Source organism: Streptomyces sp. NPDC052040, assembly GCF_044548405.1.
Classification (GTDB): Bacteria; Actinomycetota; Actinomycetes; order Streptomycetales; family Streptomycetaceae; genus Streptomyces.
Window position 1 is genome coordinate 639,998 of sequence record NZ_JBIUBV010000001.1, and the last position, 19,900, is coordinate 659,897.

Here is a 19,900-nt window from a genome sequence, read left to right on the forward strand (position 1 = left end):
GCGCTGGGCCGTCCGCGCCTGCTCGCACGGCGTCATGGTCTCCACCGGATGCCTGGACCGGTTCCCGCAGTGCCGTGCCGACCGGGGGCTGTACGCGGCCGTACAGCCGTGCGCAGCGGACCGGCGGCCCACCGGTGCGGTGGTGCGGCTCGGCCCGATCGCCACCCGGACGGACGCGGAGACGGTCGCCGTGTGGCTGCAAGCGGGAATGCCGCTTCCTGTCCGGCACGGGCACGAGCGCGCGGGAATAGAGTCCGCAAGGTGTGACGGGGGACCCGGTGGTGGTCCTGCGCCAGGACCTCCTGGGGCTGCGGCGGGCGGCGGGCCCGGGGCGGACACATGTCGTACTGGCCCTCCCCGCCACCGTCGAAGTCATCCCCTTCCTGGCGGAGTTGTGGCGCGCGCGGGTTGCGAGCGGCCCTCTGACGGACTTCTACGACCCGGCTCCCGTCGTGGTCGGCGTAGACCCGGCCACGTTCATGGCCGACCTCGGCTGTGTACACCGGTCCGTACGCCTGTGGAACGGGCGCGACCTCGGCGAGCCGCTGACCACCGCCGAGACCGTGGGCCGCCAGGTGGAATCGGCGGACGCGGTGGTGGTGCGGGCCATGCCGACCGGAGACGACCGCAAGGCGTCCGGCGCCGCCGCCCTCATCGGCCACCTGAACGGGAAGGCACTGGTTGTCACGTCACCCGGCGGAGACGCGCCGACGCCGGCATCGCTCGCCGAGGCCCTGCCGTCCAGCACGGCCCACGCATGGCAGGCGCGGCTGGAGCCGGTCCTCGCGCCGCGGTCGCCGCGGGTGGCCAGGCACGGCGTGGAGTCGGTGCTCTGGCGGGCCCGCCGTCCTCTGCATCCCGGGCGGCTGGCCGACGCGCTCGACGCCGTGATGCACGGCGTGGTGCGCGGCCTCGGTCACCTGTGGCTGTGCAGCAGCCCCGACGCGGTCGTGAGCTGGCATTCGGCCGGCGCGTACCTGGAGCTGAGGGAGGCAGACCGCTGGCTGGAGGCGCACGACACGATTGCCGCCGCCCGCTACGAGGAGACCGTGATCGGGGCCGAGGGGTGGGCCGACAGCCTCGGGCTGAACCGCCCCCTGGACGCTGCCGTCTCGACCACCTGACGACGTCGACCTGGGTGCCGTACAGCCGGGACAGCGACTCGGAAATCAGGACTTCCTCCGGCGTACCGACCCGGTGACCTCCCGGCGTCAGGTAGAGCACCCGGTCCACCAGGTCGAGCACCGGGTTGATCTCGTGGGGCACGAAGACAACCGCCGTGTCGTGGGGCGGCGCCGGGCGTCGATCAGTTCGGTGACGGCCCGCTGGTGGTTGAGGCCGAGGGAGAGCAGCGGTTCGTCGCACAGCAGGGGCTGTTCATCGCCGGCCTCGTCATCTGGGACCTGGCCGGCCACCTGCTGCTGCCCCTCGGTGTCGCGGGCCACGAGGGCTCGACCGTTGTCGTCGGCCTCAACGGACTGCGCCTGCTGCGAGACGGAAGCGGCCGCGTCGCAGGACACCGGGTGAGCCGTTGCGGCGACTCACCGTCACCCAGCAGTCGACCAGTTCCTGCCTCAGGCCGGAGGCCAGCTCGTGGGGCCGGGTGATCTGTGTGAACTCAGGTGACCTCACTGTCTTGAGCGCTCCCATGGTGATCAGCCTGCCAGACAGGCCCCGTAGGCGGGCCGGTCCGGCGGTGTCCACTGACCTCCACAGCGTCCTGTCACTTGCTGGAGTACGGGAGGAGGGCCATTTCGCGGGCGTTCTTGATGGCTGCGGCGAGTTGGCGCTGCTGTTGAGCGGTGACGTGGGTGACGCGCCGGCTGCGGATCTTTCCCCGGTCGGAGATGAACCTGCGCAGCAGGTCGGTGTCCTTGTAGTCGATGTAGGTGATGCCGGCCGCGAGGAGGGGATTGGTGCGGGGCTTCACGGGCTTGCGGGTGTTGACGCGTCGGGTCATGCGGATTCCTCGGGTGGGGGTGTGACGGGCGACGGGTGGAGGGGGCGGTGGGTCACGCGGCGTCGAGCAGGGAGTCGAAGGCCGCCGGCAGGCGCTGCCATCCCTCGGGTCCGGCCGCGTATTCGGCGTCGGTGAGCAGACAGGAGTCGAGGAACTGCTCGATGCCGGAGCGGTCGAGTCCGGGTGAGGTGAAGACGAGGTGCTGGCAGCGGTCGCCGTGTTCGGGATGCCAGTCCAGTGCGGCGGCCGCTCGCCGTACCGGGGGGACCAGCTCCCATGCGGCGTCGGGCAGGGAGGCGAGCCACGGGCCCGCGCTCTCGACGCACAGGGCGCCGCCGGCCGCGTCCCAGGAGAGCAGGGTGCCGGGGCGGTCGGCGAGCCAGAAGCGGCCCCTGCTGCGGGCGGCGGCGCAGCAGAGGTCCTCCAGCGCCTGGTAGAGGCGCTCGGGGTGGAAGGGGCGGGTGCGGTGCCAGACCAGCGTCGTGACGCCTGCGTCGTCGGCCTCCTGGGGCAGGAGTGCACAGGCCGGGTGCTGAGCCGTGGCCGCCGCCTCCACATCGAAGCCGGCGAAGGCCAGATGCGCGAGTTCACCTGAGAGCGCGTCGACGTGGCGGGCGGTGGGGTGCAGCTGGGCCAGCAGGGCGTGGTCGTGTTCGTCCGCGTCCTCGCTGTCCACGAGAGCGAGGACCGGCGCGTACTCCAGCTGGCGGGCCCAGGTGTCGCCGACGGTGCGCTGGTCCGTCGCCGCCGCCGCGAGTCCCGCCTCGGCCAGGTCGTCCCCGTTGGAGAGGTACGGCAGGACCAGTGCCGGGTCCACCGCGGTGATCACGTTGGTGAGCGTCAGGTCGTCGCCGCTGTGTGCCGCCACGACCTCGGCCATGGCCTTGGGCTCGACCGAGTCCCACAACTCGACGATCGCCAGCCGTGTCAGACCGTGGTGGGCCAGCCGCTCCAGCTCCGGAACGAGGTCCTCGCGCAGTGCGCAGCAGGCGCAGTCGTTGACCAGCGGCGTCTGGCCCGACGCGAGCACGCCGGACGCGTCGCGCAGGAGCCGTCGTACCGTCCCCTCGCCCGCGGTGGCGAGGTCGTGGTGAAGGGCGACGCTGCCCGGCACCGCTCGGAGAAGTCGGTCGACCACGTGCCGCCGGGCGTCCGCGTGCAGGCCGGCGACGATGACGACCGGCAGTCGGCCTTCCTCGCGCATCACCGGCCCCCGGATCGGCCGTAGCGGCGTTCGAAGCGCTCGACGCGGCCCGCGGTGTCGAGGACCCGGGCGGTACCGGTGTAGAAGGGGTGGCTCGCCGACGAGATCTCGACGTCCACGACGGGATAGGTGTTGCCGTCCTCCCACTCGATGCGCTTGTCACTGGAGAGCGTCGAGCGGGTCAGGAAGGCGAAGTCGGCGGTCTTGTCGCGGAAGACGACAGGGCCGTAGGCGGGGTGGATGCCGGGCTTCATGGCGGGCTCCCTGGAGGGATGGGTGGGCGGATCAGCGTTCTTCACGGAAGTCGACGTGCCGGCCGACGACCGGGTCGTACTTGCGCAGGACCATGCGGTCCGGGTCGTTCCGGCGGTTCTTCCGGGTCACGTAGGTGTAGCCGGTCCCCGCGGTGGAGCGGAGCTTGATGACCGGGCGGAGTTCGTTGCGAGCCATGAGCGCTACTATATGGGAACGGTTTCCATTATCGATAGTCACCCCGTCCCGGGGAGAGGCAGGTCACCCCATGTCCGCCCACTGCCAACTGACCGGCGTCCAGCCGGGCTTCGGCAACCACATTTCCCACTCGCACCGGCGCACCTCCCGCCGCTTCAACCCCAACATCCAGCGCAAGCGGTACTGGCTTCCCAGTGAGTCCCGACATGTGCGGCTGACGCTGAGCACCCGGGGAATCAAGATCGTCGACACCATCGGCGTGGAAGCGGCGGTCGCGCGCATCCGTGCCCGGGGAGGAAAGGTCTGATGGCCAAGCAAAGCAAGATCGCGAAGAACGAGAAGCGCAAGGCCGTCGTGGAGCGGTACGCCGCCCGGCGGGCCGAACTCAAAGAGATCATTCGACGTCCTTCCTCGACGGAAGCCGAGCGCAGTGCCGCGATCGCCGAACTGCGCAGGCAGCCCCGCGACGCCAGCGCCACCCGCGTCCGTAACCGTGACAGCGTCGACGGCCGCCCCCGGGGGCATCTGCGCAGGTTCGGGCTCTCCCGTGTCCGCGTGAGGGAACAGGCGCACGCGGGTTTCCTGCCCGGTGTCACCAAGTCCTCCTGGTGACGGCGGTTCCCACGTACTCGCGGAGGAAGACCAGGGGGCGCGTCTCAGCATGAACTTCGTCTACCAGGGGGCATTCTCGAATCCGGTCCGCAAGCTCTTCTGCAACCTCACCATCACCGGCCTGTCCATCGCCGTGGCCTTCCTGATCGGCACCATCGAACTCGTGGGCGTGCTGCACGAGAAGCCCGACATGCGCGACGCCCTGACCGACTGGATCGCCGGCCTTGACCTGGACAACGTCGGCTACCTGATCGTCGGTCTGTTCGTCGTGGTGTGGGCCGCCGCGGTGGCGTACAGGAGGCTGGCCGGGGTGGAGCAGCGGTGAGCGGCTCGGCTGGGTGAGAGCGGCTGACACCGCGATACCGTCTGCGGGCCGGGAAGCCTCGACGTTTCCCGGCCCGTCGCTTCGTGTGTCTCCCAGAAGTAGAGCGGCATCGACGGCATGGGGCGGGTGACGACCAGTTCCCCCGACGCCCAGGTCGCAGTGCAGGGCGAGGGTCTTGAGGTGTTCGAGCAGGACGCCGCCGTGTCCGTGGACAATGCCTCTGGGCAGGCCGGTGGTGCTGGAGGAGAAGACGATCCACAACGGGTGGTCGAAGGGCACCGGGGTAAGGGTGAGGTGCTGGGTGCGGCCGGCCGCGTCCTGCCAGGGAATCGTCAGCCCCGAGGTCTGGGTTTCGGGCCAGCCAAGGCCCGCGTGGTTCACGGAGATTGTGGCCTGGCCGCGACGGAGGCGACCGGGGCGCGCAGTTGCCGGCCCGTGATCTCGTAGCAGGCACCGGTCTCGTCCAGCGCGGTGATCGCGGGAGCGTCCGGGTGCAGGTTGCGCAGTGCGTGGTGGGCGTAGTTGAGGGTGGCGCCCGGGAACCAGCGTGCGCCGGGCATGGCTTCCTCGGCCAGCACCCGCTCGTACGGAGTGGTGGCGTCGATGCCGAAGTACTCCCACACCGCGGCCCAGAATCCTTCCAGGTCCGTGACGGACCAGGGGTGCAGGGCCTGGTAGTCGGTGGGTTCCTGGATCCCTTCGGCGCCCCGGTGCCGGGCGGCCCAGCCGACGGCGACCGCGACACGGATCACGTGGCGGGCGTGCGGCTCGCGCTCCTGCTGGTATGTGTCCAGCAGCCGGTCGTCCGCGCCCTGCTGAAGGACGCGGACGACTTCCAGGTGAGGTTACGGGCGTCGCGCAGGCCCGCGCACAGGCCCTGCCCGATGAAGGGCGGGGTGAGGTGGGCCGCGTCGCCCAGCAGGAAGACGCGCCCACGGCGCCACCGGTCGGCGAGGCGGGCCCGGAAGGCGTACCGCGCCTGCCGGATCACCTCGAAGTCGTCGCCCTCGCCCGCATGGGCAGCGGACGGCAGGTCGACCCAGGGGGCGACCAGCTCGTGCAGCTGGTCCAGCTCGTTCGGGCCTTCCAAGGTCTCACCCTCGGCCAATCGGAACTCCCAGCGGTAGCGGTCTTCGCCGATTCGCATCAAGGTGGCCGGGCGGGTGGGGCAGCAAATCTGCTCGGCGCCTTCCCAGGTGCGCACCGGGAGGCTCGTGCGCACGTCGATGACCCGCCAGCTCTCCTCGAAATGCCGGTCTTCCCACACGGCGCCGATGGCGTCGCGGGTGATGCTGCCCGCACCGTCGCAGCCGAGGACGGCGTCGGCCCACACGTGCTCGTCCTCATCGCTGCCGTCGCGGCGGAAAGTGACCCGGACCGGAGCAGCTCGGTCGGTGGCCCGACTGACGGACACGACCTCCACCCCGCCTCGCAGCTCGCACTCGGGGCGACGGGCCAGGGCGTCGCGCAGCAGCCGTTCCAGCTCTGGCTGGTCGAACATGCTGGTCTGCGGGAAGCCGTGGTGGCCGTGCAGGGACCGTGGGAACTCGGCGATCACGCGGCGCCGGGCGTCCAGCAGCCGCAAGCCGGGCGCCGGCCTGGCGAGAGTGGCGAACTCCTCATGGACGCCGACGCTCTTCAGGATCCGGCGAACCTCGTCGTCCACGACGACGGCGCGCGGCAGGGGGTCGGTGGCCTCCAGCATCAGACCCAGCAGGTCCTCCTCGCCGGTCCCCTTCCCCTCGCGGCGCTCCTTGATCACGCGCTCGACCAGGTTCTGCATCAGCCGGATGTTGTCGCGGTACTTACGGTCGTCCGCCTTGCGGAGCTTGGTCATCATCGGCAGCTCCTGGGAGCGCCGCAGCGACTCGATCAGTGCTTCCAGCAGCGCGTTGAGGAGGGGGTGCAGCTCCTCCTTGTCGAAGGACTGGAACCGGTAGCCGAATCCCGACAGGGCGATGGTGTCCAGCGTCAGGCGGGTGTAGTCGTCGGTGATGTTGACCGACTGCCCCTCCCTGCGCTCCCACTTGCCCGCCAGGTTCTGGGCGATCTCCAGCATCTGCCCGAAGTACGCCTTCATGGCCCGCTGGCTGAACGCCGGCAGCGGGACACGGTGTGCCATGCCCCACTCCTGTTCGTACTGGTGGGCGGTGAACAGGCCCGCCCCGGCGAAGTCCCGGACGTGGTGCAGCGGTGTCTTGTCGATCTGCTTGAAGAACCGCGTCTCGTCGCAGACCTCGGCCACCAGGTCCGGGTCGTAGACGAAGACCAGCTCGATGCCGGCGATGTCCATGCCGTAGATGCCCTAGGGGAACTGCTGGGACAGCTTGTTGAAGTACTCCACCGGGTTGGTGTCGGGGATCTGCGGCGTGTTGCCGAGCAGGGGGACCCCACGCGGGGACCGGATGGGGCGAACGGCTCATGGGGCTGTGGGGTGTGCGCCAACTGTCGTCAGGGAAGAGAGAACTACTGTCAGAACCTCGCCGGTCAGGGCCCGGGCCTGGGAGGTGGCCACGACGGCGGATATGCCGCCCGTGAGGCCTTCAACCTGGTCAGACCGGTTGCCCACGCCCCCGCGTGAGAGGGGCGTCCGTGAGACGTGAGAGGGTCTGGGACGTGAGTGAGACACCGCCGAACACCCTGCAATACCGCTTTGACGGGCCAGAAGACGCGCCGGTCCTGATCCTGGGTCCCTCACTGGGTACCACATGGCACATGTGGGACCGCCAGATTCCCGAGCTCACCCGGCAGCGGCGGGTCTTCCGTTACGACCTGCCGGGTCACGGCGGTGCCCCCGCGCACCCCGCGGTCTCCGTCGCCGACCTCACCACCCGGCTGCTGGCCACGCTCGACGGGCTCGGAGTGCAGCGCTTCGGCTATGCGGGCTGTGCCCTGGGCGGCGCCGTCGGTATCGAGCTGGCGCTGCGCCACCCCGAGCGGCTCTCCTCGCTGGTCCTGATCGCCGCGTCGCCCCGCTTCGGCACGGCCGACGAGTTCCGCCAGCGCGGTGTGATCGTCCGGTCGAACGGTCTGGACCCCATCGCCCGCACCTCCCCCGAACGCTGGTTCACCGGAGGGTTCGCGGCCGCCCAGCCCGCGATCACCGAGTGGGCCGTGCAGATGGTGCGCACCACCGACCCCGGCTGCTACATCGCGGCCTGCGAGGCGCTCGCCGCCTTCGACGCCCGGGCCGAGCTGGGGCGCATCGGCGTGCCCACCCTGGTCCTGGTGGGCTCGGAGGACCAGGTCACCGGACCGGCGGAGGCCCGCACCCTGGTCGCCGGGATCCCGGACGCCCGGCTCGCGGTCGTCCCCGGCGCCTCCCACCTGGTGCCCGTCGAGCAGCCCGCGGCGGTCACCGATCTGCTCGTCCACCACTTCTCGACCGCCTGGCAGTCCGCCGTCGACCCGTCGACCGGCCAGCTCGCGGCGATCGCCGCACCCCCGGTCAAGCCGGTGCTCTCCGCGCCCGTGCCGGGAACGCCCGTGGCCGAGATCGCCCCGGCCGCCGCCGCGCCCGAGCCGGAGAGCCGCACCGACCCGTACGAGGTGGGGCTGAAGGTCCGCCGCGAGGTGCTCGGCGACGCACATGTGGACCGGGCGCTCGCCTCGGCGGACGACTTCTCCGGGGACTTCCAGGAGTTCGTCACGCGGTACGCGTGGGGTGAGATCTGGGACCGGCCCGGCCTGGACCGGCGCAGCCGCAGCTGTGTGACGCTCACCGCCCTGGTCGCGGGCGGCCACCTGGAGGAACTCGCCTTCCACACCCGGGCGGCCCTGCGCAACGGGCTGACTCCGATCGAGATCAAGGAAGTGCTGCTCCAGACGGCGGTCTACTGCGGTGTGCCCGCCGCGAACAGCGCGTTCGCGGTGGCCCAGCAGGTGATCCGGGAGGAGACGACTCCCCAGGAGTGAGGGGCCTCTCGGTAGGGGGACGCGGCTCCTCCGGGAGCGGGGCGAAGGCGGCGCCCCCAGCGGCCCCCCGGGAGCGGGCGGTCGTCAGCCAGGTGGCGGGAGCACCACGCCAGGGGCGTCCCCCGGCGCCCGGGCGGGGGCAGGATGGTGACCATGAAGCTCACCAAGAAGTCGCACGCCTGCATCCGGCTCGAGAAGGACGGGCGCACGCTCGTCATCGACCCCGGCACCTTCAGCGAGGAGGACGCGGCGGCCGGTGCCGACGTCATCCTGGTCACGCACGAACACCTCGACCACTTCAACGAGGAGCGGCTGCGGGCCGGGATGGAGGCCCGTCCGGACGCGGAGATCTGGACCCTCGCCCCGGTCGCGGAGCAGATCTCGGCGGCCTTCCCGGGCCGGGTGCACACCGTCGGCCACGGCGACACCTTCACCGCGGCGGGCTTCGACGTGCAGGTGCACGGAGAACTCCACGCGGTGATCCACCCGGACATTCCGCGGATCAGGAATGTCGGGTTTCTGATCGACGGCGGAAAGGTCTTCCACCCGGGCGACGCCCTGACGGTCCCCGACCACCCGGTGGAGACCCTGATGCTGCCCGTGATGGCTCCCTGGAGCAAGATCTCCGAAGTGATCGACTACGTCCGCGAGGTCAAGCCGCAGCGCGCCTACGACATCCACGACGCCCTCCTCACCGACCTCGCCCGCCCGATCTACGACTCCCAGATCGGCGCGCTGGGCGGCGCCGAGCACCTGCGGCTGACCCCGGGCGCCTCCGCGGACGTCTGACGGCCCGGGGCGGCCTCAGGGCGGCCCCAGGGGTGCCCCAGCGGCGCCTGCGACCCGTCTGACCTGCGCCTTCCCGCCCTCTCCCGGAGCCGGATCCGGCCCCGGGAGCGGCCGTGCCCCCGGCTGTCGTACCCGCCCGGTAGGTTGTGGGGCATGCGCATCGCCACCTGGAACGTGAACTCGATCACCGCCCGCCTGCCGAGGCTCCTCGCCTGGCTGGAGAGCAGCGGCACGGATGTGCTGTGCCTCCAGGAGGCCAAGGTCGCCGAGGAGCAGTTCCCCCACGACCAGCTGCGCGAGCTGGGATACGAGGCGGCGGTCCACGCCACCGGCCGGTGGAACGGGGTGGCGGTGCTCTCCCGCGTCGGCATCGAGGACGTGGTCAAGGGCCTGCCCGGCGATCCGGGCTACGACGGGGTCCAGGAGCCCCGCGCCATCTCCGCGACCTGCGGCCCGGTCCGCGTCTGGTCGGTGTATGTGCCGAACGGCCGCGAGGTGGAGCACCCGCACTACGCGTACAAGCTCCAGTGGTTCGAGGCCCTCAAGGCGGCCGTGGCGGGCGACGCGGGCGGCAGCCGCCCCTTCGCGGTGCTCGGCGACTACAACGTGGCGCCCACGGACGACGACGTCTTCGACATCGCCGCCTTCGAGGGCCTGACCCATGTCACCCCCGCCGAGCGTGCCGCGCTGGCGTCCCTGCGCGAGACGGGCCTCACGGACGTGGTCCCGCGCCCGCTGAAGTACGACCGTCCCTTCACCTACTGGGACTACCGCCAGCTCGGCTTCCCCAAGAACCGCGGAATGCGCATCGACCTGGTGTACGGGAACGAGCCGTTCGCGAAGGCCGTCAAGGACGCCCATGTGGACCGGGAGGAACGCAAGGGCAAGGGCGCCTCGGACCACGCGCCGGTCGTGGTCGACCTGTCGCTCTAGGGGCCAGGCGCGGGGCGCGTGGGCCGAAGTCCGCGCGCCCTGTAGTGCGAGCAGTGGCGCGGTGCCAGTCTGGGCCCATGAACATCCCTTTCTTGGGCAACCGGCGCAAGAAACATGGCCTCGCATCCGGCGTCGGGGTGGTCACGAGCGGTGATCCCGACCCGGACAGCGTCGCCGAACTCCTTTCCGAGTGCGGGCTGCTGCGCTCCCAGGCCGAGCAGGCAGGTGTCGAACTGGACGATTCGGCGGCGTCGTTGGAGGCACTCGACCAGATCCTGCCGCGCTGGCGCGACGACGAGGAGACCCTGCCCTGGCTCGGGAACGACGCGGGTCTGTATCTGGGCACGGTGATTGTCCGCACGGTCCCGGATGCCGCCTGGGTGGTCTGGCCGGGCGGCCAGCCGGTGGTGCGGCTGGCCTCCGGACGCCGGATCGACGTCGTCGGAGTCGGCCAGACCTGGGCGTCGACCGGCGCCCCCGAACTGACCCAGGTCTACGCCGAGGTGGCGGAGGCCTGACCCGGGGGACGCTCCGCACGGCCCGGCGGACCGTCTCCCGGAACCTCGACTAGGATGGGCCGTTCGTCCCCGCGGTCCCGGTGGACGCGGACCGCATGTCCCGCGTCCGCCGGGACCGCAGGGAAGGGCAGCACCGGTTCTACCGGGGCGCGCCCGGTCGGTGGCAGCCGATGATCAGTTCTCGCGCAGTGGAACGGACAGGTAGGACGGGTCCCCCGCGGGTGAGGAGAAGGTCAGCTGCGCGCCGGACGGGTTGTGCTCGATATAGAGCGGGTCGACCGTGTCGACGACCACCGCGAGCCGGTGCCCGGCCGGGACGTCGTAGGCCGTGGAGAACAGCTCCAGGTCGACGCCGAACGGCTTGCCGGGCGTCAGCCCGTGCCAGGTGTACGGCGCGTTGCTGACCAGCTTGCCGAGGCCGAGCGGGCCCACGTCGTACAGATAGGCGACGAGGGTGCCGCTCTCCTCGGTGGGGGTCAGCGTGGTGTGCAGCTTGGCCGTGCCGCGGATGTGCTGGGCCTCGGCGTACCTCTGCGACTGCCAGACGGCCGCGTAACGGCGCGGCAGCAGCGGCATGGACGCGATCGGCGGCACCCGGACCAACTGGTCGAGGACGCTGGACAGGAAGACCACCCCGCCGTCCGCTCCGGAGTCCACATTGGCGTGGATCGTGGTGGTGCCCGCGAGGTCGATCTTCTTCTGTGTCCTGCCCACCGACTTCCAGTCGGGGTAACCCTCGTAGCCGCCCGTGGAACGGGACTTCAGCTGCACCGGCTGCTCCCGGTCGATGCCGTTGTCCTCGCCCTTGAGGTAGTGGTCGAACCAGCGCCCGGTGTCGGTCCACACGTCGTTGGGAAGCCCGAACAGCCCGCTCATCTCGGCCGTGGCGTGGTCGCCGGGGCGCAGCTCCAGCCGCTTCGGGACCGTCAGCTTCTGGTAGAAGTCCGCGTACTGGTTGGGCGGGAAGACCGTGTCGCCCCAGGCGTTGGCGAGCATCAGTGCCGGTCCGTTCTTGTTCAACTGGCCGACATAGGTGTCCGCGGAGCGTTTTCTGCCCCAGGCCAGCATGTCCGGCTCCTTCGCCAGGTTGGAGGCGAAGAAGTCCTTGAACACCTGCTTGAGTTCGGGCCCGGGGCGGCCGGTGAGGGCTCCGGCGCCGTTCAGCAGGGCGGCGGCCTGGACATGCTGGGTGCGCCCGGAGTAGATCGAGTCGATCAGGTCGGCCCAGCCGCTCAGCGCGGCGACCGCCTTGACGCGCCGGTCGTGCGCGGCCGTGATCAGGCTGATGCCGGCGCCGTAGGAGACGCCCGCCATGCCGATGTGCCGGGCGTCCGAAGGGGTGTGGGCGAGCGCCCAGTCGATGACCCGGGAGGCGTCGGCCACATCCGGCGGCCCCGCCACTTCTATCTCGCCGCCGGACTGCCAGAATCCCCGCACGTTGTAAGTGACCACGACATAGCCGGAGTCCGCGAGTTTCTGCGCCTGGGCCAGATACTCGATCTGCGGCAGACCCCAGCTCGTGGGGAGCACGATCAGCGGATACCGGTGCGTGCCGTCGGCGCCCGCGGGGGTGACGACGTTCCCCTTGAGCACCGTTCCGCCGTCCCCGGCGATGTCGACGAAGCGGATGCCGTTCGACGCGGCCTGCGTGGCCGGGGCGGTCCCGAGCACGCCCCCGGCGACCAGCGTCGCCGAGAGCGCCCCCACGGCGGTCGTACGCAGGGCCTTGCGGTGGTTTCCCATGGGTCACTCCTGATACGCCGGTGCAAAGTGACCAGACGGTAACCTCGCACCTTTACCAGGGGTAACCCATCGGTAAGTTACGTGGGAGTAACGATTGTTGACGGATCGACAAACCCGGGGTACCCGTGCGGAGCCGCCCGGAACGGTGTTCGATCCGGTGTTCGATGGGACTGACGAGACCATGGCAATACGGTTACGCTGCGTGGGAGGAAGTCGACTGGAGGTACGAATGCGTCGCCCTGTCGGACGGAAACTCGCGGTAATGGCGGTCTCGGCCGCCGTGGTCTCGGTGGGAGCGGCGGCACCGCCCTCCCCGTCGGCGCACTCCACCGCGGCGCCGGACAAGGTCCCCGTGGCCGTGGGCTACGGCGGGGCCGTGGCCAGTGTCGACGCGGACGCCTCGGCCGCCGGGATCGAGGTCCTGAAAAAGGGCGGCAACGCGGTGGACGCGGCCGTCGCCACGGCCGCCGCGCTCGGCGTCACCGAGCCCTACTCCGCGGGCGTGGGCGGAGGCGGCTACTTCGTCTACTACGACGCCCGCACCCGCACCGTACACACCATCGACGGCCGCGAGACCGCCCCGCTCACCGCGGACTCCGACCTCTTCGTGGAGCACGGCAAGCCGCTGTCCTTCGCCGACGCGGTCAGCAGCGGCCTGAGCGTCGGCACCCCCGGCACCCCCGCCACCTGGCAGAAGGCCCTGGACCAGTGGGGCAGCGAGCGGCTCTCCACGGTCCTGAAACCGGCCGAGCGCATAGCGCGCAACGGTTTCACCGTCGATGACACCTTCCGCTCCCAGACGGCGTCCAACGAGACCCGCTTCCGCTACTTCCCGGCCACCGCCAAGCTCTTCCTGCCGGGCGGCGCGCTCCCCGCGGTCGGCTCCACCTTCAAGAACCCGGACCTCGCCCGCACCTACGCGGAGCTGGGCCGCAAGGGCATCGGCGCGATCTACCACGGCGACCTGGGCGACGACATCGTCTCCGCCGTGGAGAAGCCGCCCGTGGACCCGGCCTCCGGCTGGAAGGCCCGCCCCGGCAAACTCTCCGAGAAGGACCTCGCCGCCTACCACGCCAAGCTCCAGGCGCCCACCCGGACCTCCTACCGCGGTCTGGACGTCTACTCCATCGCCCCCTCCTCCTCCGGCGGCACCACGGTCGGGGAGGCGCTCAACATCCTGGAGAAGACCAACCTCTCCAAGGCGAGCGAGGTGCAGTATCTGCACCACTACATCGAGGCCAGCCGCATCGCCTTCGCCGACCGCGGACGCTGGGTCGGCGACCCCTCCTTCGAGAACGTGCCCACCCGACAGCTGCTCTCCCAGAAGTTCGCCGACTCCCGGGCCTGCCTGATCAAGGACAACGCGGTCCTCACCAGCCCGCTCGCGCCCGGCGACCCGCGCCACCCGAAGGCCTGCGGTACCGGCGGAAAGGCCGCCCCGACGACCTACGAGGGCGAGAACACCACGCACCTCACCGTCGCCGACAAGTGGGGCAACGTCGTCTCCTACACGCTCACCATCGAGCAGACCGGCGGCAGCGCCATCACCGTCCCCGGCCGCGGCTTCCTGCTGAACAACGAGCTGACGGACTTCTCCTTCACCCCCGCCAGCCCGGGCGTCCCCGACCCGAACCTGCCCGGCCCGGGCAAGCGGCCCCGCTCGTCCATCTCGCCGACCATCGTGCTCGACAAGCAGGGCCGCCCGGTGGTCGCGCTCGGCTCGCCCGGCGGCGCGACCATCATCACCACCGTGCTCCAGACCCTCACCGAGTTCCTCGACAGGCATCTGCCGCTCGTCGACGCGATCGCCGCACCACGCGCCAGCCAGCGCAACGCGGCGGCCACCGAACTCGAACCCGCCCTCTACAAAAGCGCGTTGCGGACCCGGCTGGAGGCGATCGGGCACTCCTTCACCCTCAACCCGGAGATCGGCGCCGCCACCGGAGTGCAGCGCCTGCCCGGCGGCAAGTGGCTGGCCGCCGCCGAGAAGGTACGCCGCGGCGGCGGATCCGCGATGGTGGTGAACCCGGCCCCGTAGCGGGACGGTGTGAACCCGGCCCCGTGACGGGGACGGTGGTGCATCGCGGCCCGTAGCGGCCGGCCGGTCTCACTCGGAGCGGGCGGTCCCGTCCCCCTCGGGGCGGGCCGTCTCGCCGCCCTGCACCGCAGGCGGCCCGGCGTCGTCCCCGTCTGACCGCGCGGCCGGGCCCCCACCGAACCCCTCGGCCGAGGGCGGCATCCCCGGCGCCGCGTCCGACTCCGGCCGGAAGTCCAGCTGCCCGTCCTCGGCGTCCACCAGGACCCGGCCGCCCCGCCCGATCCGGCCGTCCAGCAGCAGCCGGGACAGCCGGTTGTCGACCTCCCGCTGGATGGTCCGGCGCAACGGCCGTGCCCCGTACTCCGGCTGGAAGCCGTGCTGCGCCAGCCAGTCCACGGCCCGCTCGGTGAAGTCGACCCCGATGTCCTGCGCCTGGAGCCGCTGCCGCGTCTTGTCCAGCATCAGATCGGTGATTCGGCGCAGTTGCTCGGGCGTCAGCTGACGGAAGATCACCACCTCGTCGATGCGGTTGAGGAACTCGGGCCGGAAGTGCTCGCGCAGCGGACGCAGGATCTGCTCCCGGCGCGCCTCCTCGTCCGCGTCGGCCCCGCCCGGCCCGAAGCCGATGCCCGCGCCGCGGCGGGTGATCGCCTCCGAGCCGAGATTGCTCGTCATCACGATCACGGTGTTGGTGAAGTCCACCGTGCGACCCTGGGAGTCGGTAAGCCGCCCGTCGTCGAGGACCTGGAGCAGGATGTTGAAGACGTCCGGGTGCGCCTTCTCCACCTCGTCGAGCAGCAGCAGCGAGTACGGATGGCGCCGTACCACCTCGGTGAGCTGGCCCGCCTCCTCGTGGCCGACATAGCCGGGCGGCGCGCCCACCAGACGGCTGACGGTGTGGCGCTCCTGGTACTCGCTCATGTCCAGGCGGACCATGCGTTCCTCGCTGCCGAACAGCACCTCCGCCAGGGCCCGGGCCAGCTCCGTCTTGCCGACACCGGTCGGGCCGAGGAAGAGGAAACTGCCGATCGGCCGTTCCGGACTGGACAGCCCGGCGCGCGAGCGCATCACCGCGTCGGCGACCGCGCTCACCGCCTCGTCCTGCCCGACGACCCGCTCGTGCAGATGACTCTCCAGACCGAGCAGCCGCTGCTTCTCCTCCTCGGTGAGGCGGCTGACGGGAATGCCGGTCAGCCGGGACACCACTTCCGCGATCGATTCGGCGGTGACCTCCAACTGCCCCTCGTCCGCCTCGCTCTCCCCGGACGCCGCCCCGATCCGCTCCTTCAGCTTGGTGATGCGGTCGCGCAACTGGGTGGCGTGCTCGTACTGTTCGTCGGCCACCGCCTGGTCCTTGTCCCGGGTGAGCTGCTCCACCTCGCGCTCCATGGTCCGCACATCGGCGCCCTTGGTGCGCGCCCGCAGCCGCACCCGCGCCCCGGCCTGGTCGATCAGGTCGATCGCCTTGTCCGGCAGATGGCGGTCGGTGAGATAGCGGTCGGACAGCTCCACGGCAGCCACCAGTGCCTCGTCGGTGTAGCGGACCTGGTGGTGGGCCTCGTAGCGGTCGCGGAGCCCCCGCAGGATCTCGATCGCGTCGGCCACGGACGGCTCAGGCACCAGGATCGGCTGGAACCGGCGGGCCAGCGCCGCGTCCTTCTCGATCCTGCGGTACTCCTCCAGCGTCGTGGCGCCCACGATGTGCAGCTCCCCGCGGGCCAGGGCGGGCTTGAGGATGTTGCCCGCGTCCATGGACCCGCCGCCCTCCGTGCCGCCCCCCGCCCCGACGACCGTGTGCAGCTCGTCGATGAAGACGATCAGTTCGCCGGAGTGCGCGCGGATCTCGCCCACGATGGTGGTGAGCCGCTCCTCGAAGTCCCCGCGGTAGCGGGTGCCGGCCACCACACCGGCCAGGTCCAGGGCGAACACCCGGCGGCCGAGCAGGACGTCCGGCACGTCCCCGTCGGCGATGCGCTCGGCGAGGCCCTCGACGATGGCGGTCTTGCCGACGCCCGCGTCACCGATGAGCACGGGGTTGTTCTTGCCCCGGCGGGAGAGCACCTCGATGGTCTGCTCGATCTCCTCGTCCCGCCCGATCACCGGGTCGACACGGCCCTGGCGCGCAAGATCGGTCAGATCGCGGCCGTACTTGTCCAGGGTCGGTGTGGAGGCGGGGCGCGGCCGCTCCGGGCGCGCCGGGGCCTTGTCGGCCGCCTCGGGCGGCGGGGAGGGCGGCGCGTAGTGCGCCGAGTGCAGGATGTGCCCGGCCGCGGAGTCGGGGTTCGCGGCGAGGGCGGTGAGCACGTGTTCGGGCCCGATGTACCCGGCGCCGCTGGACCGGGCCAGGTCGTGCGCGTCCAGCAGGGCGCGTTTGACGGCGGGGGTCAGCGAGAGCGAGGCGGGGGAGGGGGCGTCCTCGGACGTCTGGGCCGGGCCGGAGCGCTCGTCGATCGCGGAGGCCAGCGAGTCCGGGTCGGCCCCGGCGCGGCTCAGCAGGCTCCTGGTCGGTTCGGCGGACAGGGCGGCCCGCAGCAGATGCTGGGTGTCCAGGTCGCGGGCGCCGTGCTCGACGGCGTAGCGGGCGGCCCCGGCGACCAGTTCCCGGGCGGGCTCGCTCAGCAGCCGCCCCAGGTCGATCTGGCGCGGACCGGGACGCTGGCCACCGCCGAAGATACGCCGGAAGAACTCTTGGAAGGGGTCCGAGCCGTAGCCCTGCGAACCGTCGAAGCCGCTGGTCATGGCCATCCGTTCCGGCGTCCCGGCGGGGCCCGGGACACGCGCGTTGATCGACGTGCCGGTGCCGGGTGTCCGGGCGGGGCCCGGCTACACCTTTCAAAGGGCGCGCGCGGCGCTCGTACCCCACGATGGCACGAACCCCCTGCGGCGGCACGTCCAGGAACGCGGGCACGCGTACGCCTCGCGCACACCCCCCGCCCGGGCGCTCCGGGCGCACCCCGCGCACCCCCGACGCCCGAGGGACGCTCACCCGCCGCGTACCCCGGCACCCGAGGACGCTCACCGCCGCGTACCCCGGCACCCGAGGACGCTCACCGCCGCGCACCCCGGCACCCGGGAATGCGCACCGTCACGCCCGAGAATCCGTCGACAATCCGACCGCTTCACCCGGGGGAGTGCGAAACGTGATCGACTCAGCGGGTTCACGACGATGGTCTTGGCAAGGCCGCCCCGGAGGCTTACGTTCGTGCCTCTACCTCCTGTTCTACGGGCGTAGAGGCTCGCTGACGTCCGCACCGGGGACTTGAGGCAAAGGAGCGCCGCCATGGCCCATGTCGTACGCGCCGCACTGGTCCAGGCGACCTGGACCGGCGACACCGCATCCATGATCGACAAGCATGTGGCGCACGCCCGGGAGGCGGCCCGGCAGGGCGCGCGGATCATCGGCTTCCAGGAGGTCTTCAACGCCCCCTACTTCTGCCAGGTCCAGGACCCCGAGCACTACCGCTGGGCCGAGCCCGTCCCCGACGGCCCCACGGTCACCCGGATGCGGGAACTGGCCCGCGAGACCGGCATGGTGATCGTCGTCCCCGTCTTCGAGATCGAGCAGTCCGGCCTCTACTTCAACACCGCCGCCGTGATCGACGCCGACGGCGGCTATCTGGGCAAGTACCGCAAGCACCACATCCCCCAGGTCAACGGCTTCTGGGAGAAGTACTACTTCAGGCCGGGCAACCTCGGCTGGCCCGTCTTCGACACCGCGGTCGGCAAGGTCGGCGTCTACATCTGCTACGACCGCCACTTCCCCGAGGGCTGGCGTCAACTGGGGCTCAACGGAGCCCAGTTGGTATACAACCCGTCCGCCACCTCACGCGGTCTGTCCGCCTACCTCTGGCAGCTGGAGCAGCCCGCAGCGGCCGTCGCCAACGAGTACTTCGTCGCCGCGATCAACCGGGTGGGCCGCGAGGAGTACGGCGACAACGACTTCTACGGCACGAGCTACTTCGTCGACCCCCGCGGGCAGTTCGTGGGAGAGACCGCGGGCGACAAGGGGGAGGAACTGCTCGTCCGGGACCTCGACTTCGACCTCATCGAAGAAGTGCGGCAGCAGTGGGCGTTCTACCGCGACCGCCGCCCCGACGCGTACGAAGGACTGGTGAAGCCGTGACCGACCTGTACGCCCGCCACCGGGCCGCCCTGCCCGACTGGCTCGCGCTGTACTACAAGGACCCGCTGGAGATCACCCACGGCGAGGGCCGCCACGTCTGGGACGCGGACGGCAGGAAGTACCTCGACTTCTTCGGCGGCATCCTCACCACCATGACCGCGCACGCCCTGCCCGAGGTCACCAAGGCGGTGAGCGAGCAGGCCGGGCGGATCATCCACTCCTCGACCCTCTACCTCAACCGCCCGATGGTCGAACTCGCCGAGCGCATCGCGCAGTTGAGCGGCATCCCGGACGCCCGTGTCTTCTTCACCACCTCCGGCACCGAGGCCAACGACACCGCCCTGCTGCTCGCGACCACCCACCGGCGCAGCAACGGCATCCTGGCCATGCGCAACAGCTACCACGGCCGGTCCTTCAGCTCGGTCGGCATCACCGGCAACCGCAGCTGGTCCCCGACCTCGCTGTCCCCCCTCGTCACCCAGTACGTCCACGGCGGCGTCCGCACCCGGGGCCCCTTCGCCCACCTCGGCGACGCCGACTTCATCGCGGCCTGCGTCGCGGACCTCAGGGACCTGCTCGGCCAGGGCCGCCCGCCCGCGGCGCTGATCGCCGAACCCATCCAGGGCGTAGGCGGGTTCACCTCCCCGCCCGACGGGCTCTACGCGGCCTTCCGCGAGGTGCTCGGGGACCACGGCATCCTGTGGATCTCCGACGAGGTGCAGACCGGCTGGGGCCGCACCGGCGACCACTTCTGGGGCTGGCAGGCACATGGACGGAGCGGCCCGCCCGACATCCTCACCTTCGCCAAGGGCATCGGCAACGGCATGTCCATCGGCGGTGTCGTCGCCCGCGCCGACATCATGAACTGCCTGGACGCCAACTCCATTTCGACCTTCGGCGGCACCCAGATCACCATGGCCGCGGGCCTCGCCAATCTGACCTATCTGCTGGAGCACGACCTCCAGGGCAACGCCCGGCGGGTCGGCGGGCTGCTCATCGAGCGGCTGCGGGCCGTCGCCGCCCAGCTCCCTGCCGTCCGGGAGGTCCGCGGACGCGGACTGATGACCGGGATCGAACTGGTCCGCCCCGGCACCGACGAGGCCGACCCCGACGCGGCCGCCGCCGTGCTGGAGGCCGCCCGCGAGGGCGGACTGCTGATCGGCAAGGGCGGCGGGCACAACACCAGCGTGCTGCGCATCGCCCCGCCGCTCACCCTCACCGTCGCGGAGGCCGAGGAGGGCGCCTCGATCCTGGAGCAGGCCCTGCGGAGCGTGCGGTGACCGCCCGGCC

Annotated in this window: 16 protein-coding genes and 4 pseudogenes; 12 read left to right on the top strand and 8 right to left on the bottom strand. The window is 71.2% G+C overall.

Annotated elements, in window-relative coordinates:
* Nucleotides 1-608: 608 nt before the first annotated feature.
* Entirely contained in the window at nt 609-1,124 is a 516-nt protein-coding gene (locus ACIHAA_RS02600; RefSeq protein WP_399813691.1) for a GTP-binding protein, read from the top strand.
* On the opposite strand, the pseudogene ACIHAA_RS02605 reads toward ACIHAA_RS02600, so the two are convergent.
* A pseudogene (locus ACIHAA_RS02605) lies at nt 1,120-1,388 on the bottom strand (ABC transporter ATP-binding protein); the annotation flags it as partial. The gene ACIHAA_RS02600 and the pseudogene ACIHAA_RS02605 sit on opposite strands and share 5 nt — an antisense overlap.
* On the opposite strand from ACIHAA_RS02605, the pseudogene ACIHAA_RS02610 reads away from it, so the two are divergent.
* A pseudogene (locus ACIHAA_RS02610) lies at nt 1,305-1,514 on the top strand (heavy metal translocating P-type ATPase); the annotation flags it as partial. The pseudogenes ACIHAA_RS02605 and ACIHAA_RS02610 sit on opposite strands and share 84 nt — an antisense overlap.
* 209 nt (nt 1,515-1,723) lie before the next feature.
* Here the strand turns inward: ACIHAA_RS02610 and rpsR are convergent.
* From rpsR to rpmG, 4 genes are read right to left on the bottom strand one after another with little or no spacing between them, the layout of a single operon-like run.
* Complete coding sequence (rpsR, locus tag ACIHAA_RS02615) at nt 1,724-1,960, bottom strand: 30S ribosomal protein S18 (protein ID WP_221753952.1); 237 nt, start codon at nt 1,958-1,960, stop codon at nt 1,724-1,726.
* A gap of 52 nt (nt 1,961-2,012) precedes the next feature.
* Nucleotides 2,013-3,164, bottom strand: coding sequence for a CobW family GTP-binding protein (locus ACIHAA_RS02620; RefSeq protein WP_399812059.1), 1,152 nt, complete (start codon nt 3,162-3,164; stop codon nt 2,013-2,015).
* Nucleotides 3,164-3,418 carry a type B 50S ribosomal protein L31 gene (locus tag ACIHAA_RS02625; RefSeq protein WP_399812063.1) on the bottom strand — a complete coding sequence of 85 codons (255 nt, stop codon included), beginning with the start codon at nt 3,416-3,418 and terminating at the stop codon, nt 3,164-3,166. The genes ACIHAA_RS02620 and ACIHAA_RS02625 overlap by 1 nt, the downstream gene beginning before the upstream one ends.
* Before the next feature lie 31 nt (nt 3,419-3,449).
* Nucleotides 3,450-3,614, bottom strand: coding sequence for a 50S ribosomal protein L33 (gene rpmG / locus ACIHAA_RS02630; protein ID WP_221753949.1), 165 nt, complete (start codon nt 3,612-3,614; stop codon nt 3,450-3,452).
* A gap of 70 nt (nt 3,615-3,684) precedes the next feature.
* On the opposite strand from rpmG, the gene rpmB reads away from it, so the two are divergent.
* The 3 genes and pseudogenes from rpmB to ACIHAA_RS02645 form a co-directional block, all read left to right on the top strand.
* Nucleotides 3,685-3,921, top strand: a complete 237-nt coding sequence (gene rpmB, locus ACIHAA_RS02635) for a 50S ribosomal protein L28 (protein WP_399812066.1) — start codon at nt 3,685-3,687, stop codon at nt 3,919-3,921.
* The gene (rpsN, locus tag ACIHAA_RS02640) at nt 3,921-4,226 is read left to right on the top strand and encodes a 30S ribosomal protein S14 (RefSeq protein WP_399812069.1); all 306 of its coding nucleotides are present in this window, start codon (nt 3,921-3,923) and stop codon (nt 4,224-4,226) included. The genes rpmB and rpsN overlap by 1 nt, the downstream gene beginning before the upstream one ends.
* Nucleotides 4,227-4,275: 49 nt before the next feature.
* Nucleotides 4,276-4,551: pseudogene (locus ACIHAA_RS02645) on the top strand (HoxN/HupN/NixA family nickel/cobalt transporter); the annotation flags it as partial.
* Between the two features lie 141 nt (nt 4,552-4,692).
* On the opposite strand, the pseudogene ACIHAA_RS02650 reads toward ACIHAA_RS02645, so the two are convergent.
* Nucleotides 4,693-6,958: pseudogene (locus ACIHAA_RS02650) on the bottom strand (cytochrome P450); the annotation flags it as partial.
* Nucleotides 6,959-7,167: 209 nt separating this feature from the next.
* Between ACIHAA_RS02650 and pcaC the strand changes: the two are divergent.
* From pcaC to ACIHAA_RS02670, 4 genes are all read left to right on the top strand, one after another.
* Nucleotides 7,168-8,466 (top strand): 4-carboxymuconolactone decarboxylase, encoded by a 1,299-nt coding sequence (gene pcaC, locus ACIHAA_RS02655; RefSeq protein WP_399812072.1) that lies wholly within the window; start codon nt 7,168-7,170, stop codon nt 8,464-8,466.
* Nucleotides 8,467-8,619: 153 nt separating this feature from the next.
* Nucleotides 8,620-9,255 (top strand): MBL fold metallo-hydrolase, encoded by a 636-nt coding sequence (locus ACIHAA_RS02660; protein WP_399812074.1) that lies wholly within the window; start codon nt 8,620-8,622, stop codon nt 9,253-9,255.
* Nucleotides 9,256-9,408: 153 nt separating this feature from the next.
* Nucleotides 9,409-10,188 (top strand): exodeoxyribonuclease III, encoded by a 780-nt coding sequence (locus ACIHAA_RS02665; protein ID WP_399812077.1) that lies wholly within the window; start codon nt 9,409-9,411, stop codon nt 10,186-10,188.
* Nucleotides 10,189-10,265: 77 nt separating this feature from the next.
* The gene (locus ACIHAA_RS02670) at nt 10,266-10,706 is read left to right on the top strand and encodes a DUF6278 family protein (RefSeq protein ID WP_399812079.1); all 441 of its coding nucleotides are present in this window, start codon (nt 10,266-10,268) and stop codon (nt 10,704-10,706) included.
* A 174-nt stretch (nt 10,707-10,880) separates the two neighbouring features.
* On the opposite strand, the gene ACIHAA_RS02675 is transcribed toward ACIHAA_RS02670, so the two are convergent.
* Nucleotides 10,881-12,449, bottom strand: a complete 1,569-nt coding sequence (locus ACIHAA_RS02675) for an alpha/beta fold hydrolase (RefSeq protein ID WP_399812082.1) — start codon at nt 12,447-12,449, stop codon at nt 10,881-10,883.
* Nucleotides 12,450-12,678: 229 nt separating this feature from the next.
* On the opposite strand from ACIHAA_RS02675, the gene ggt reads away from it, so the two are divergent.
* Nucleotides 12,679-14,487, top strand: coding sequence for a gamma-glutamyltransferase (gene ggt / locus ACIHAA_RS02680; RefSeq protein WP_399812084.1), 1,809 nt, complete (start codon nt 12,679-12,681; stop codon nt 14,485-14,487).
* A 69-nt stretch (nt 14,488-14,556) separates the two neighbouring features.
* On the opposite strand, the gene ACIHAA_RS02685 is transcribed toward ggt, so the two are convergent.
* Nucleotides 14,557-17,226: an ATP-dependent Clp protease ATP-binding subunit gene (locus tag ACIHAA_RS02685; RefSeq protein ID WP_399813693.1), complete on the bottom strand. Its 2,670-nt coding sequence runs from the start codon at nt 17,224-17,226 to the stop codon at nt 14,557-14,559.
* 541 nt (nt 17,227-17,767) lie between these two features.
* Between ACIHAA_RS02685 and ACIHAA_RS02690 the strand changes: the two genes are divergently transcribed.
* Entirely contained in the window at nt 17,768-18,610 is an 843-nt protein-coding gene (locus ACIHAA_RS02690; RefSeq protein ID WP_399812086.1) for a nitrilase-related carbon-nitrogen hydrolase, read from the top strand.
* Entirely contained in the window at nt 18,607-19,890 is a 1,284-nt protein-coding gene (locus ACIHAA_RS02695) for an aspartate aminotransferase family protein (protein ID WP_399812088.1), read from the top strand. The genes ACIHAA_RS02690 and ACIHAA_RS02695 overlap by 4 nt, the downstream gene beginning before the upstream one ends.
* Nucleotides 19,891-19,900 lie beyond the last annotated feature (10 nt).